Below are 14,474 nucleotides of genomic sequence, written 5' to 3' on the forward strand. Positions count from 1 at the left end.
AGCGAGGGCACGGGGCGAACTGCCGCGGCACGGAGCGATCGCGAGATGCCCGATCGTGCGCACGCTGCCGACGGACCGGCAGCGCAAGAGAAGTGGCGGAGAGAGAGGGATTCGAACCCTCGAGACGGGGTTTAGCCGTCTACACACTTTCCAGGCGTGCTCCTTCGACCGCTCGGACACCTCTCCGCGAGATGGCGCGCGCGTCCTGACGGACGGCGGCAGCCGCGCATCATAGCCGTCCGCGGACGCTCCGACAACCGCGACCCCGCGCCCGCGAGGCGCGAGGATGCCGAACGACACTGCCCGCCGCGCCCGTCGTCGGGCAGACTCCGCGCATCCAGGACGGGGAGCCGAGAGCATGGCGCGTTGCGGCAGCTGGCTGGTTCGATCGATGGCATCGCTGGGGCTTGCGACCGCGTGGCTGCCGGCGCACGCGACCTGCCTGGGCGACGCCGATGCACTCGCCGCGTTCGCGGCCACACGGTCCGGTGGATTCGAGACGCCCGACGATGCGCGGCGCAACGCCACCGCGCTCGCGCTGCTCGAGTGTCTCGGCGATCCCGATCCTGCGGTGCGCGACGGACTCGCGTTCGAAGCGCTGTCGGCCTGGTTGCGCGCGCCCGCACTCGATGTGCAGACGCAGCGCGCCATGCTCGAACGCCTCTCGGCGATGGTGCGGACACCGCAGGACGACAGCGACGGCCTGCGGCCGCCGTTCGCCGCACTGGTGCTGTCGGAGGTGGCACGCACGGACCGGGTCGCCGCGTGGATGACGCCGGACGAGCGCGCGGCGCTGGTCGAGCTGGCCGCGCGCTACGTGGAAACACTGCGCGACTACCGCGGTTTCGACGCGCGCGACGGCTGGCGTCACGGCGTCGCGCACGGTGCCGATCTGCTGATGCAGCTCGCGCTGAATCCGGCGGTGTCGCCGGCGCAGCTCGAGCGCATCGTCGCGGCCGTGGCGGCCCAGGTGCCGCCGCACGGCGCCGCGTTCTACGTGTTCGGCGAACCGCAGCGGCTCGCGCGGCCGGTGCTGTTCGCCGCGCAGCGCGGACTGCGCGACGAAGCCGGCTGGACCGCCTGGTGCGCCGAACGCGTCGCCACGCTCGGCAACGATCCGGCGCTCGCGTACAGGGACACGGCCTGGCTCGCGCGCCGCCACGCACTCTTGGCCTTCCTGCAGGCGCTCTACGTCGAGAGCGACGCGAGCGGCGATCCGCGTCTTGCGCCGCTGCGCGCCGGCGCACTCGCCGCGCTCGGGACGTTGCCGTAGCGGGCGGTCACTTCGACGCGGCAGGCCCGCGTGCGGCGCGCACCGGGATCGGCACGTTGCACAGTTCGATCCTGCCGACCGGATCGATGAACCAGTCCTCTCGCCGGTTGCGCCGCGCCTCCACCAGTTGTTCGAACGCGGCGGTGTCGGTGCGGAACACCTCCAGCGCCACGCGCTCGGACTGCGGCAGCTGCGAGGCCAGGCGGATGCGCGCGATCGGCACGCGCTCGGCGGCGGTCTCGTAGAAACCGAGCGCGCCGGTGCCGCGCGGCAGCACCGACAGCAGCTCCATGCCCTGCAGCACGCGGCCGACCACGGTGATGTTGCGATCCAGATGGCGCGGCGCGTGGCCGATCACGACATAGAGCTCGGTGCCGTTGCTGCTGTCGGCCGCCATGTCGCGACCCGCGCCGACGGCGCCGTAGCAGTGTGCCAGCCAGGTGCGGCCGGTCTTCGCATCGCGACCGGCCGGAAATCCGTCGACCCAGCCGGCCTGCGGCGCGTACGAGTCGGCCTCGGGCAGGGCGGTGAATGCCAGGGTGCCATCGGCGCTGTCGAACTCGGCCGGCAGTGTTTTCGCGGCATCGCCGAGCGTGCGTGCGGTGTCCTGGCCCGCGTTCGGATCGCCCCACTGCACCACGTAGTTGTCCTGCGAACGCAGGATCGCGAGGCCATCCCAGTAGTCCTGTTTCGCGAGCTGGCGAATGTTGGCCGCATGCGCCGGCGCGAACTGCGGGGCAAGTTCGATCACCACGCGGCCGGCGGGCAGGTCCAGGTACAGCACGTTGTCGGGATCGGGCGTGCGCCAGTCGCGCGCGGTCGAGCGTTCGATGACCTCGGCGGTGGTCGGCGGCGTGCCGGCGGCGTGCGCGGCGCTGGCGCCGAGCAGGGCGAGGGCGGCGGCGAGATGGCGGATCGACGGCATCGAAGCGGCTCCTGCACGGTGGGTGCGCAGCGTAGCGCGAGGCGCATGCGTCAGTCGAAGGCAGGATCCTGCAGCGCGTCGAGCTGTTCCTGCATCTGCACGATCACGCCTTCCCAGTGGCGCGGTTCGGCGAACCACGGAAACGCACGCGGGAAGGCCGGGTCGTGCCAGCGCCGCGCGATCCACGCGTGGTAGTGCAGCAGGCGCAGCGTGCGCAGGGCCTCGATCAGATGCCGCTCGCGCCAGTCGAAATCGCGGAATTCGCCGTAGCCCTCCAGCAGCTGCTCGAACTGGCGGCGCTGCTCCGCGGCGTCGCCCGACAGCAGCATCCACAGGTCCTGCACGGCGGGGCCTGTGAGGCAATCGTCGAGGTCGACGAAGTGCGCCTGGTCGTCGCGCCACAGGATGTTGCCGGGGTGGCAGTCGCCGTGCAGGCGCAGCGGCGTCACGTCTCCGGCGCGTTGCCACGCGGCCTCGCAATGCAGGAGCAGGGCCTCGGCCAGGCGCGCGAACGAGGCCGCGAGCGTCGGCGGCAGCCAGCGCGCCTGATGCAGGTAGCGCACCGGCTCGCGGCCGAACGTGGCGATGTCCAGCCGCGGGCGATGCGCGAAGCGCGCACGCGCGCCGACCGCGTGCATGCGCGCGAGCGTGCGCCCAAGCTGCTGCAGCGTGCCGCGATGTTCCAGTTCCGGCGCGTGTCCGCCCTGCATCGGAAACAGCGCGAACCGGTAGCCGGCGTGGCGGTGCAGGGTCGCGCCACGGAGCGCGAGCGGCGCCACCACGGACAGGTCGGCGTCGTGCAGCTCCGCGCCGAACCGGTGCTCCTCGCCGATGCCCGCGTCGCTCCAGCGGCCGGGTCGGTAGAACTTCGCGATCAGCGGCGGCGCCGCGTCGATCCCGATGCGGTAGACGCGGTTCTCGTAGCTGTTGAGCGCGAGCACGCGGCCATCGGTGGCGAAACCGAGAGCGTCGACCGCGTCCAGCACCGTGTCGGGGCCCAGGTCGGCGTAAGGCGTGTCGTTGTCGGGTGCGGGAGGCCGTGTCATCCGCGCGATGCTAGCGCACCGTGCGCGCCGGTCCGCATGCCGGTGCGCCGCGCGACCTCAGGCGGCGATCGCAGCGTGCAGCGCGGGCTCGATGCACAGCCCGCGCAGCAGTTTTTCCCGGTCGCGTTCGCCGAGCGCCTGCAGCGCGGCGGCCAGCATCGAATCGAACACCGGCGGCGGCGCCGAGCGGCGGATGCCGTCGAGCAGCGCCACGCGTTCGTGCGGCGGCACGGCGGCGACGATGCCGGCGAGCGTGGGCAGCAGCTCCGGCGGCGGGATCGATGCGACCAGCGCCTGTTCGATGGCGACGAGTTCGGCGTCGTCGTAGTGCGTCCACAGCGCGGTGTTGTTGACCGTTTCCTCGTAGCGCATGTGGACGAGATTGTCGGCGATGAACTCGCCCAGTTCGTCGTAGAGGCGGTCGGCGATGCGCTGGCGCTGCGCGGGTTCGGCGCGCGCGACCTCGACGCAGGCCTGCGACAGCCGCAGCAGCGCGTCGTCGTGGTGGCCGTGTTCCTCCGCCGTGCGGCGCGAAGCGGCGGGCGAGCGCGCCTCGAGCGCGGCGTGCACGAAGGCGTTTTCGTGCGCGAGGTGGCTGCGGCACGCGGCGAGCAGGTCTTCGACCGCGCTCAGTGCGGTGTGCATGTCGTCCGGATCGGTGCAGTCCATGCGGCCGACGTGGGCGTGGGTCTGCGCGAAGGCGATGCGCAGCGCCTTGTGGATCTGGCGGTAGATATCGAAACGGGGAGCGTTCATGACGTCATCGAAAGGGGACGGGGCGACCCGGACGCGCCGGCGCAGGCGCGGGGACGGTCGCGCCGTCGCCGGACGCGGCCGGGTCGATGCGGTTGACGCGATGGGGTTGGCGATCGTGTCTTCGTCGCGGCGCACGACGGGCGTGCGTTCCGCCGCCATTCACGTCGTCGCGGCGCACGCGGAGCGTCGCCGCGCAGTACCATGCGGCCCCGTTCCCGCATCGGTGCTGCCGTGGCCTACCTGCTGGTCAAGACGTTTCATCTGGTGTTCGTCATCGCGTGGATGGCGACGTTGTTCTACCTGCCGCGCATTCTCGTCAACCTCGGCGAGGGCGGAGCGCACCCGGAGGTGCGGGCGCGGCTCGTGCTGATGGGCAAGCGGCTGTACGGCTTCGGACACAGCATGTTCGGGATCGCGCTGATCCTGGGCGCGGTGCTGTGGCTGCACTTCGGCATCGCCGGCGGCTGGCTACACGCGAAGATCGCGCTGGTGGCGCTGCTGTTCGTGTATTTCGTGCTGAGCGGGCGGCGCCTGAAGAAGATTGCCGCCGGTGGGGCGCTGCCGGATCCGACGCGGATGCGGTGGTGGAACGAGGTGCCGGTGGTGGTGCTGGCGGCGATCGTGTGGCTGGTGTTGGCGAAGCCGTTCTGAGGGGTGGATCGGGAGTTGAGCAAGAGCACTGGATCAAGAGCACCGGATCAAGATCAGGAGCCACCCCCATCCCAAGCCTTCCCCCGTCAAGAGGGAAGGGCTCAAGAGCAAGAATCAGGGCTTTTTCTTGAACGGGGCGCGTTCGCCGGGCTTGGGCTTGAACGGTCGCTTGCCGCCGTCGGCGAACGACTTCGGCGTGCCGTCCGCCTTGAATCGACTCGACGGCGCGCCACCCTCGCCACCGGCCTTGTAGCCGCCTTCGCCGCGCGGGCGCGGCGGACGGCGATCGTCGCCGCCGGGACGGCCGCGGAAGCCGCCGGGCTTGCCGTCGCGGACGTCGCCCGGACCGCGGCGGATCTTCGGCGCGAGCGGAATCTCGCCGGTGTGGCGGGTCAGCTGCAGGCGCTGGCCGCCGACGCGCACGCCCTTCAGATGCTCGAACACATCGTCCGGCATCCCGCGCGGCAGGTCGACGAAGCTGTGGTCGTCGCGGATATCGATGCGGCCGATGTGGCGCGATTCGAGCCCGGCCTCGTTCGCGATGGCGCCGACGATGTTGCCGGGCTTGACGTGGTGCAGGTGGCCCACGGCGATGCGGTAGGTCTCCAGATCGCTGTCGGAGATCACCGCGCGCCGCGCGGGACGTTCGATCAGCGGATCGTCGCTCTCGTCGCCGCGTGCGCGTTCGGGACGGTCGCGCCGCGCGCCGCGTTCGTGCGGTACCGGGCGCGCCGGCGCATCGGGCTTGAGCAGCAGCGGAACCTCGCCCTGCGCCATGCGCGCGAGCGCGGCGGCAATGTCGATGGCGGCCACGCCGTGCTCGGCTTCGTAGTCGGCGACGAGGTCGCGGAACAGATCCAGACCCTCGCTCGCGAGCGCCTCGCCGATGCGCATCTTGAAGCGCGCGATGCGTTGCTCGTTCACTTCCTTCGTGCCCGGCATCACCATTTCCTCGATCGGCTGGCGCGTGGCGCGTTCGATCGCGCGCAGCATGCCGCGCTCGCGCGGCGCCACGAACAGGATCGCCTCGCCGCTGCGCCCGGCGCGGCCGGTGCGGCCGATGCGGTGCACGTAGCTTTCGGTGTCGTAGGGAATGTCGTAGTTCAGCACGTGGCTGATGCGGTCCACGTCGAGGCCGCGCGCGGCCACGTCCGTGGCCACGAGGATGTCGAGCTGGCCGTCCTTGAGCTTCTGCACCGCGCGCTCGCGCAGCGGCTGCGCGATGTCGCCGTTGATGGCGGTGGCGGAGAAGCCGCGCGCCTCGAGTTTCTCGGCCAGTTCCTCGGTCGCCTGCTTGGTGCGGGCGAAGATGATCATGCCGTCGAACTCCTCCACCTCGAGGAACCGCGTCAGCGCGTCGAGCTTCTGCAGGCCCGAGACCAGCCAGTAGCGCTGGCGGATGTTGGTCGCGGTGCGCGTCTTGGCCTCGATCGCGACGTCGACCGGTTCGCGCAGGTAGGTCTGCGCGATGCGCTTGATCGCAGGCGGCATGGTGGCCGAGAACAGCGCGGTCTGGCGTTCGGCCGGGGTCTTCCTGAGGATCTTCTCGACATCGTCGATGAAGCCCATGCGCAGCATTTCGTCGGCCTCGTCGAGCACCATGCACTTGAGCCGGGCGAGGTCGAGCGTGCCGCGTTCGAGGTGATCGATGACGCGGCCCGGCGTGCCGACGACCACGTGCGCGCCGCGCTTGAGTCCGTGCAGCTGCACGCCGTAGGCCTGGCCGCCGTACACCGGCAGCACGTGGAAGCCGGGCAGATGGGTGGCGTACTTCTGGAAGGCCTCGGCCACCTGGATGGCGAGTTCGCGCGTGGGCGCGAGCACCAGCGCCTGCGTGGCGGCGAGTGCGGTGTCGATCTGCGCGAGGATCGGCAGGGCGAAGGCCGCGGTCTTGCCGGTGCCGGTCTGGGCCTGGCCGACGAGGTCGCGGCCGGCCAGCAGCGGCGGGATCGTGGCGGCCTGGATCGGCGAGGGCGATTCGTAGCCGATGTCGCGCAGGACACGCAGCAGGGTGTCGGGAAGGGCGAGGTCGGCGAAGCTGCCGGGGGCGTCGGAAGAGGTGGTCATCCGGTGATTATCCGCGCTTTCTGCGTCCGCAACCGTGTTTGCTGCGTAAATGAGGCGATGCGTCGGCCGATTCGCCGGACTCGCACGCGCATTGCGAAGTATGATAGCCGCCGCCGTCGGAGCTGACTTGCGCATGATCATCCTCCATCACCTCGAGAATTCCAGGTCGCAGCGCGTGCTGTGGCTGCTGGAGGAACTGGAGCTGCCGTACGAGATCGTGCGCTACCAGCGCGATCCGGACACGCTGCTGGCGCCGCAGGATCTGCGCAAGATCCATCCGCTGGGCAAGTCGCCGGTGATCGTGGACGAGGGCGTGACCGTCGCCGAATCCGGCGCCATCCTCGAATACCTGATCGAGCGCCACGGCAACGGGCGTCTCGCACCGCCGCAGAATTCGCCGCAGCGTCCGCGCTACACCTACTGGATGCACTACGCGGAAGGCTCGCCGATGCCGCTGCTGCTGATGAAGCTGGTGTTCTCGCGCATCCGCAAGAGTCCCGCGCCGTTTTTCGTCAGGCCCGTGCTGCGCGCGGTGGTCGACCGGGTGTCGAACTACTTCCTCGATCCGCAGCTGCGGCTGCATCTGGACTACATGGAAGCGGAGCTTGCACACGCCCCGTGGTTCGTCGGCGACGAATTCACCGCCGCCGACATCCAGATGAGTTTTCCGCTCGAGGCCGCCGCCAGCCGCGCCGGCCTGGACGAACGCCGGCCGCATCTCATGGACTGGCTGCGCCGCATCCACGCGCGGCCGGCCTACCAGCGGGCGCTCGAGCGCGGCGGCCCGTTCGGCCTCGGCTGAGTCGCGGCGTTCAATGCGCGTTCACGCGCAGCGCGGCTAAGTGTCTGGTTTTCGCCTGCCGATGCGCTCCTGCCGCGCACGTTGCGGCCCATCCCCGGGAGTGCGCATGTTCCGACCCGTTTCCTGCCTGGCGCTGCTTGCCGCCACCGCTGCCGTCCAAGGTGCGGACCTGCCGGCGGACATCGGCACCACCGGACAGTCGATCGACGCGTATACCTGCGACAAGATCGGCGTGCTGGAAAAATACCCGCCGGTCGTGAATTTCTATCTGGAAAACGACCTGTTCTCCGACCAGGACCAGGGCTACACCAACGGCGTGCGCCTGTCGTTCGTCTCGCCCAACCTCGTCGACTACACCTCCGATCCCTGCCTGCCGCGTGCCGGGCGCTGGCTCAACGGATTCCTCGGCCGGTTGTCCCCGGCGGAGCACGACCAGCAGAACATGGTGTTCACCATCGGCCACGCGATGTACACGCCGGTGGACTACACGCGGTCGGACCTGATCGAGGACGATCGTCCGTATGCCGGCTGGCTCTACCTCGGGGCGGCGTACAACGCGCGCATCGGCGATCATCTGCGCACCACGGAACTGAACCTCGGCATCGTCGGCCCGTCGGCGATGGCGGAGGAAGCGCAGGACCTGATCCATCATCTGCGCGGCTACCCGCGCTTCTCCGGCTGGGACAACCAGCTGCGCGACGAGATCGGCATCAAGCTCGTGCACGAGCGCAAGCGACGCTGGCCCGAGCGCGATCCGGAGTACATGTCCGAACGCTGGCAGTGGGATGCGATCTCGCACTACGGCGGCAGCATCGGCAACGTGGCCACGTACGCCAACGTCGGCGCGGAGTTCCGCTTCGGCTACAGCCTGCCGGACGATTTCGGCACCTCGTCCGCGCGCCCTGGCGGCGACAACAACGCGCCCGACGGCTCGGGCCAGCGCTGGCACACGAAGATGGGCGCGCACGTGTTCGTGTCGTTCGACGGGCGGCTGGTGGCACGCGACATCTTCCTCGACGGCAACACCTTCAAGGACAGCCACTCGGTCGACAAGAAGTACCTCGTCGCCGATGCGGCGCTCGGCGTTGCGATGAACGTCGGCGACCTGAAGGTGGCGTTCGCGCGTTATTTCCGCACCCGCGAGTTCGACGGTCAGGCGGACCGGCCGTCATTCGGCTCGTTCACGGTGTCGGGCGCGTTCTGACGCGGCGCTCGCCGCCGCATCGCATCGGCGTCGACTCGGGGTCAGCGCTTCGGGCGCAGGGTCCGCACCACCGCGCTCCGCTTCGGCGCGGCGTTGTGCGCGCGGATGAAATCGCGCACCTGCGGATACACCACCTCGCGCCAGCGACGGCCGCTGAAGATGCCGTAGTGGCCGGCGCCTTTCACCGTGAGGTGGCGCTTGCGCGCATCGTCGATGCCGGTGCACAGCGTGTGCGCGGCACGGGTCTGGCCGAGGCCGGAGATGTCGTCGAGCTCGCCTTCGATCGTGAACAGCGCACTGCGACTGATGTCTTCCGGTGCCACGCGCTGCTCGTGCACGTGCCACTCGCCCTTCGGCAGCAGATGGCGCTGGAACACCACGTCGATGGTTTCGAGGTAGTAGTCCGCGGCCATGTCGAGCACGGCGTTGTATTCGTCGTAGAACTTGCGGTGCGACTGCGCGTCCTCCAGATCCCCGCGCAGCAGGTCCTGGTAGAAGTCCCAGTGCGACTGGAAATGCCGGTTCGGGTTCATCGCGATGAAGCCGGCGTGCTGCAGGAAGCCCGGATACACACGCCGACCGTGGCCGGGGTAGTTCGGCGGCACGGTCTGGATGACGTTGTTCTCGAACCAGTACAGCGGCTTGGTGGTGGCGAGCGAGTTGACCTGGGTCGGGTTCTCGCGCGGGTCGATCGGCCCGCCCATCATGGTCAGCGACAGCGGCGTGGTCTCGCCGCCGGAGGCCATCAGCGAAACGGCCGCGAGCACCGGCACGGTCGGCTGGCAGACGCTGATCACGTGCAGCGCGTCGGCGCCGATGTGGTGGATGAATTCGCGGATGTAGTCGACGTAGTCGTCCAGGCCGAACTTGCCGGCGCCAGCCGGCACCATGCGTGCGTCGACCCAGTCGGTGATGTAGACCTTGTGGTCGGCGAGCAGCGTCTTGACGGTATCGCGCAGCAGGGTGGAGTGATGCCCGGACAACGGCGCCACCACCAGCACCACCGGATCGGCCTTCATCTCCTCGATGCCGCCGGCCGCATCGCTGAAGCGCTTGAAGCGCAGCAGGTTGCAGAACGGCTTGGCCAGCGCCACCTGCTGCAGCACCGCGCACTCGTTGCCGTGCGCGGTGACCTGGGTGATGCCGAATTCGGGCTTTTCGTAGTCCTTGCCGATGCGATAGACGAGCTCGCAGTCCGCCGCCAGGCGCGCGGCGCCCGGCAGGTGCGCGAACCAGCTGCCGGGCTGGCTGAACATCTTGGCGCCTGCCTCGGACCAGTAGGTCAGCGGCGACAGCATGGTGCGTTGGAGTTCGTGCAGGGCGTACAGCATCGGCGCGATCCGGCGTGGGGCTGGCCGGAGTCTACTGCAGCGCAGCAATCGATGCCCGCGCCCCGGCCCGGCGGAACACCTACCCGATCTGCGCGATCAGCGCCGCGCGCTGCGTCGCATCGAGCATGGGGCCGGTGCCGGCCTTGAGATTGTCGCTCTGGCGATCGGGCTTGCCCGTGGCCGGAATGACCGCCGTCACCGCCTCGTGGCTCAGCGCGAACTTCAGGAACAGCTGCGCCCACGACGTGATGCCCGCCTCGGTGGCCCACTCGGGCACGGCCCGGTCGCCGACCTTGCCGAACAGCGCGCCGTCGTCGAAGTTGCGGTTGGTCAGCACCGCGATGCCCAGATCCTTCGCCAGCGGCAGCACGCGTTTTTCCGCGCCGCGTTGCGTGACTGAGTAATTGATCTGCACGAAGTCGGGTTTCTCGGCCTGCATCACGTCCGCCAGCTGGTCCTGCGCCGATTCCACGTAGTGGGTCAGGCCGACGTATTTCACGCGGCCCTGCGCCTTGAGTTCGCGCGCGAGTGCGAGCTGGGTCTTCCAGTCGCCGAGGTTGTGGACCTGCAGCAGTTCGACGCGATCGGTCCGCAGCGACTTGAGCGTGGCTTCGAATTGCGCGAGGCCCGCTTCGCGGCCGGTCACGCCGGAAAGCTTGGTAGCGAGGAAGCACTGCGGCCGCAGGTCCTGTTCGGCCAGCAGCGCGCCCAGATTGGGCTCGGCGTTGCCGTAGGTCGGCGCGGTGTCGATGAGGCTGGCGCCGCCGGCGAAGAAGCGCTTGAGCACCTCCTTGAGCGCGGTGTACTCGGCGCTGTCGGCCGCGACCTGGAAACTGCCGGAGGTGCCCATGCCGATGACGGGCAGCGTCTCCCCGGTGGACGGGATCGCACGTCGCGCCAGCGTGCCGGTCTGGGCGAAGGCCAGGCGCGGCGCGAACGCGGCGGCGCCCGCGGCGAGGGCGGCGGCGGAAAGGAACAGGCGGCGGGTCTGCATGGCGTGGCCTCGTGCGGGCGGTCGAGCGGCGAGTAGAGCGCCGCGCGCGTGGCGATGCAAATCCTGCGAGGGCGTTTCGTCCCGCGCCGGCGTCGTTTCGTCGAATCGGGCGGCAGGCGGTGCGAGCCGTTACAATGGCGCGATTTGCAGCGTCCAACGCAGGTGGGAGCCGAATGCGGGTACTTGTGAGCAACGACGATGGGGTCGACGCGCCCGGCATCCGCATCCTGGCGCAGGGCCTGCGCGACGCCGGCCACCACGTGACCGTGGTGGCGCCCGACCGCGACCGCTCCGGCGCCTCCAACTCGCTCACGCTGGACCAGCCGTTCCGCGCAAAACAGCTCGACGACCACACATGGTGCGTGGCCGGCACGCCGACCGACTGCGTGCACCTCGCGCTCGCCGGTCTGCTCGATGAGGAGCCGGACATCGTCGTCTCCGGTGTCAACAACACCGTCAACCTCGGCGACGACGTGATCTACTCGGGCACCGTGGCCGCCGCGATGGAAGGCCGCTTCCTCGGCCTGCCGGCGATTGCGATGTCGCTCGCGCACGGCGGCGGCGAGCGGCGCTTCTACGACACCGCGGCACGTGCCGCGGTCGAGATCACCGCGCGCCTGCTGGTCGATCCGCTTCCGGCCAACACCATCCTCAACGTCAACGTGCCCGATCTTGCATGGGGCGACGTGCGCGGCTTCGAGGTGACGCGCCTGGGCCATCGCCACCGTGCCGAGCCGTGCATCCGCATGACCGATCCGCGCGGCCGCCCGATCTGGTGGATCGGCCCGGCCGGCCCGGAGCAGGACGCCGGCCCCGGCACCGATTTCCACGCGGTGCGCTCGGGCGCGATCTCGATCACGCCCATTCATGTTGACCTCACGCGCTACCAGGCGCTGGAGAAGGTGTCGGGCTGGGTCGACGGTCTCACCCAAGCGCTCAAGCCGGTCGCGTGACGGCGATGGTGCGTCTCGACCGCGAAGCGAGCGGCCTCGGCATGACCTCGCAGCGCGCGCGCGATCGCCTGATCGAGCGTCTGCGCGGCGAGGGTGGCATCCGCGACGAACGCGTGCTCGATGCGATGCGCACGGTGCCGCGGCATCTGTTCATCGACGAGGCGCTCGCCTCGCGCGCCTACGAGGACACGGCGCTGCCGATCGGCCGCGCGCAGACCATCTCGCAGCCGTGGGTGGTGGCGCGCATGACCGAGGCGCTGCTCGAATCGGGGGTGCCGCGCAAGGTGCTCGAGATCGGCACGGGATCGGGCTATCAGGCCGCGGTGCTCGCGATGCTGGTCGAACAGGTCTGCACGGTCGAACGCATCGACGAGCTGCAGCGGCTGGCGCGCAGGCGGTTCCGCAAGCTCGGCATCGACAACGTGCGCTGCCGCTACGACGATGGCCGTGTGGGCTGGGCCGAGCATGCGCCATTCGACGCAATCATCGTCACCGCCGCAACCGCCGCGCTCGACGCGGCGCTTTTGCAGCAGCTGGCGCCGCACGGCGTGCTTGTCGCGCCGATCGGCGGCAGCGGCGGGCAGCAGCTGCTGCGCCTGCGTCCGGGCGAAGCGGGTTGGCAGCAGGAACTGCTCGGCCCGGTGAGTTTCGTGCCGCTGCTCGGCGGCACTGCATGAAGCTCTTCGCGCCCATGTACGAACGCACGCTGCGCTGGGCCGCGCACCCGCGCGCGCCGGCGCTGCTCACCGGCTTGAGTTTCATCGAGGCGATCTTCTTCCCGGTGCCGCCGGAAGTGATGCTGGCGCCGATGTCGCTCGCGCAGCCCGGACGTGCGTTCCGCTTCGCAACGCTGAGCCTGCTCGGATCGCTCGTGGGCATGTTCATCGGCTACGCGATCGGCTATTTCGCGCTGGAACTCGCCATGCCGCTGCTGGAACGCGCCGGTTACGCCGAGCATTTCGACGACATCAAGCGTCAGGCCGCCGAGAACGGCTTCTGGCTGCTGCTGATCGCCGGATTCACGCCGATTCCGTTCAAGGTGTTCACGCTCGCGTCCGGCGCGGTGGGCATGCCGCTGCTGCCGTTCTTCTTCGGCGCGCTGATCGGGCGCGGCAAGCGCGTGTATCTGGTGGCCGCGGCGATCCGCCTCGGCGGCGCGCGCGCGGAGGCCATGCTGCGCAGGCACGTCGAGCCCATCGGCTGGATCGCGCTGGTGCTGTTGGCGGGCCTCGTCGCGTGGCTCGTGGTGCGCGGAGGCGGCGCATGACGCGCGCCGATCTTCACCAGCCGCGCACGTGGGCGCTCGCCGCGCTGGCGTGCGTGTGCATGGTGCTGGCGGCATGTTCGGCGCGGCCGCGGGCGGTGGTGGTGGATCGCAGCGTCGATCGCAACGTGCCGTCGTCGTCCGCGCCGCGTTCGCAGCCGGCCCGCGGCGACTACACGGTGCGGCGCGGCGACACGCTGTACGGCATCGCATTCCGGCACGGCCTCGATTTCCGCGATCTCGCGCGGCGCAACGGCATCGCCTCGCCGTACACGATCTACCCGGGCCAGCGCCTGCGCCTGAGCGGCAGTGCGGTCGCTGCGGCACCGGGACCGGCGCCGACCACGACCGCACCACGCCCGGCGCCGCCGCGACCGACGGCGCCGGGCAGCGCGGCGCCCGTGCGTCCTCCCGCCGCGACACCTGCGACCGGCACACCCGTCGCATCGACGCCGCCCTCCGCTGCGGCCCCCGCGACGCCGCCGCCCGCGCCCGTCACCACGCCCGTCGCGGGCGGACCGAGTCGCAGCGTGCAGGGCCTCTCGTGGCGCTGGCCCGCGAGCGGGCAGATCGTCGGCAAGTACGTCGCGGGCGACCCGACGCGCCAGGGCCTCAACATCGCCGGCAGCGCCGGCCAGGCCGTGAACGCGGCGGCCGACGGCGAAGTGGTGTATTCGGGTTCCGGCCTGATCGGCTACGGCGAGCTCGTGATCATCAAGCACTCCGACACCTTCCTCTCCGCCTACGGCCACAATCGCAAGCGGCTGGTGGCGGAAGGCCAGAGGGTGAAGGCCGGACAGCAGATCGCCGAAATGGGACGCAGCGGCGCCGCGCGCGACATGCTGCATTTCGAGATCCGCAAGAATGGCAAGCCGGTGGATCCGATGCCGTTCCTGCCGGCGAGATGATCGGAGCGACGGTCTGATCGAGTGGCCCTACTTGATCGAAGTCCCGGCATCAGCCCCTCTCCCTGCGGGAGAGGGGTTGGGGTGAGGGTGCGTGACGCAACCGAGGAAACAACCGGCCTCGACCGTTCCGAACGTATTGCGCCCGGAACTAAGGGCCTCATTCTTCGCCTGCTCTGCAATAGAGAATCCAGCGAAACGGCTCTGCCCGAACCCTTATGTCTTCGCCCCTCGCTATTGTCGAGGTGCCGAGAGCCGGCCAGCCCACCCGATAGACCCTGGGTCTTGCGACCGTGGATGAGC

General features: G+C 70.0%; 13 protein-coding genes, 1 tRNA gene and 1 pseudogene. 8 read left to right on the forward strand and 7 right to left on the reverse strand.

Annotation, left to right across the window (positions count from 1 at the left end; translation table 11 throughout):
• Positions 1–93: 93 nt before the first annotated feature.
• Positions 94–186 (reverse strand) — tRNA-Ser (locus HNQ52_RS13065).
• Between the two features lie 205 nt (positions 187–391).
• On the opposite strand from HNQ52_RS13065, the gene HNQ52_RS13070 reads away from it, so the two are divergent.
• Positions 392–1,273, forward strand: coding sequence for a DUF2785 domain-containing protein (locus HNQ52_RS13070; protein ID WP_183961596.1), 882 nt, complete (start codon positions 392–394; stop codon positions 1,271–1,273).
• 7 nt (positions 1,274–1,280) lie between these two features.
• Here the strand turns inward: HNQ52_RS13070 and HNQ52_RS13075 are convergent, their stop codons facing one another.
• The 3 genes from HNQ52_RS13075 to HNQ52_RS13085 are packed head-to-tail and all read right to left on the reverse strand — an operon-like array spanning position 1,281 to position 4,000.
• Positions 1,281–2,198, reverse strand: coding sequence for a peptidylprolyl isomerase (locus HNQ52_RS13075; RefSeq protein WP_183961597.1), 918 nt, complete (start codon positions 2,196–2,198; stop codon positions 1,281–1,283).
• Between the two features lie 50 nt (positions 2,199–2,248).
• Positions 2,249–3,244, reverse strand: a complete 996-nt coding sequence (locus HNQ52_RS13080; RefSeq protein ID WP_183961598.1) for a serine/threonine protein kinase — start codon at positions 3,242–3,244, stop codon at positions 2,249–2,251.
• A gap of 57 nt (positions 3,245–3,301) precedes the next feature.
• Positions 3,302–4,000 carry a hemerythrin domain-containing protein gene (locus HNQ52_RS13085; protein ID WP_183961599.1) on the reverse strand — a complete coding sequence of 233 codons (699 nt, stop codon included), beginning with the start codon at positions 3,998–4,000 and terminating at the stop codon, positions 3,302–3,304.
• A gap of 201 nt (positions 4,001–4,201) precedes the next feature.
• Here HNQ52_RS13085 and HNQ52_RS13090 point away from each other — a divergent pair, with 201 nt between their 5' ends.
• Positions 4,202–4,651 (forward strand): CopD family protein, encoded by a 450-nt coding sequence (locus HNQ52_RS13090; RefSeq protein ID WP_183961600.1) that lies wholly within the window; start codon positions 4,202–4,204, stop codon positions 4,649–4,651.
• A 282-nt stretch (positions 4,652–4,933) separates the two neighbouring features.
• Here HNQ52_RS13090 and HNQ52_RS13095 read toward each other — a convergent pair.
• A pseudogene (locus HNQ52_RS13095) lies at positions 4,934–6,718 on the reverse strand (DEAD/DEAH box helicase); the annotation flags it as partial.
• A gap of 133 nt (positions 6,719–6,851) precedes the next feature.
• Between HNQ52_RS13095 and HNQ52_RS13100 the strand changes: the two are divergent.
• Both HNQ52_RS13100 and HNQ52_RS13105 read left to right on the forward strand, forming a co-directional pair.
• On the forward strand, positions 6,852–7,520 hold the full coding sequence (locus HNQ52_RS13100; protein WP_183961602.1) for a glutathione S-transferase: 669 nt from the start codon (positions 6,852–6,854) through the stop codon (positions 7,518–7,520).
• A gap of 106 nt (positions 7,521–7,626) precedes the next feature.
• Positions 7,627–8,724 (forward strand): lipid A deacylase LpxR family protein, encoded by a 1,098-nt coding sequence (locus HNQ52_RS13105; protein ID WP_221282068.1) that lies wholly within the window; start codon positions 7,627–7,629, stop codon positions 8,722–8,724.
• A 41-nt stretch (positions 8,725–8,765) separates the two neighbouring features.
• On the opposite strand, the gene HNQ52_RS13110 is transcribed toward HNQ52_RS13105, so the two are convergent.
• Positions 8,766–10,055, reverse strand: coding sequence for a polyhydroxyalkanoate depolymerase (locus HNQ52_RS13110; protein WP_183961603.1), 1,290 nt, complete (start codon positions 10,053–10,055; stop codon positions 8,766–8,768).
• Positions 10,056–10,134: 79 nt separating this feature from the next.
• Complete coding sequence (locus tag HNQ52_RS13115) at positions 10,135–11,049, reverse strand: aldo/keto reductase (RefSeq protein WP_183961604.1); 915 nt, start codon at positions 11,047–11,049, stop codon at positions 10,135–10,137.
• A gap of 173 nt (positions 11,050–11,222) precedes the next feature.
• Between HNQ52_RS13115 and surE the strand changes: the two genes are divergently transcribed.
• Genes surE through HNQ52_RS13135 form a run of 4 tightly spaced genes read left to right on the forward strand, consistent with a single transcriptional unit; the run spans position 11,223 to position 14,174 of the window.
• Complete coding sequence (gene surE / locus HNQ52_RS13120; protein ID WP_183961605.1) at positions 11,223–12,002, forward strand: 5'/3'-nucleotidase SurE; 780 nt, start codon at positions 11,223–11,225, stop codon at positions 12,000–12,002.
• Positions 11,999–12,679: a protein-L-isoaspartate(D-aspartate) O-methyltransferase gene (locus HNQ52_RS13125; RefSeq protein ID WP_183961606.1), complete on the forward strand. Its 681-nt coding sequence runs from the start codon at positions 11,999–12,001 to the stop codon at positions 12,677–12,679. The genes surE and HNQ52_RS13125 overlap by 4 nt, the downstream gene beginning before the upstream one ends.
• Complete coding sequence (locus tag HNQ52_RS13130; protein ID WP_183961607.1) at positions 12,676–13,269, forward strand: YqaA family protein; 594 nt, start codon at positions 12,676–12,678, stop codon at positions 13,267–13,269. Before HNQ52_RS13125 ends, HNQ52_RS13130 begins: the two co-directional genes overlap by 4 nt.
• Positions 13,266–14,174, forward strand: a complete 909-nt coding sequence (locus HNQ52_RS13135) for a peptidoglycan DD-metalloendopeptidase family protein (protein WP_183961608.1) — start codon at positions 13,266–13,268, stop codon at positions 14,172–14,174. Before HNQ52_RS13130 ends, HNQ52_RS13135 begins: the two co-directional genes overlap by 4 nt.
• Positions 14,175–14,474 lie beyond the last annotated feature (300 nt).

Source organism: Chiayiivirga flava (genome assembly GCF_014202825.1).
Lineage (GTDB): Bacteria > Pseudomonadota > Gammaproteobacteria > Xanthomonadales > Xanthomonadaceae > Chiayiivirga > Chiayiivirga flava.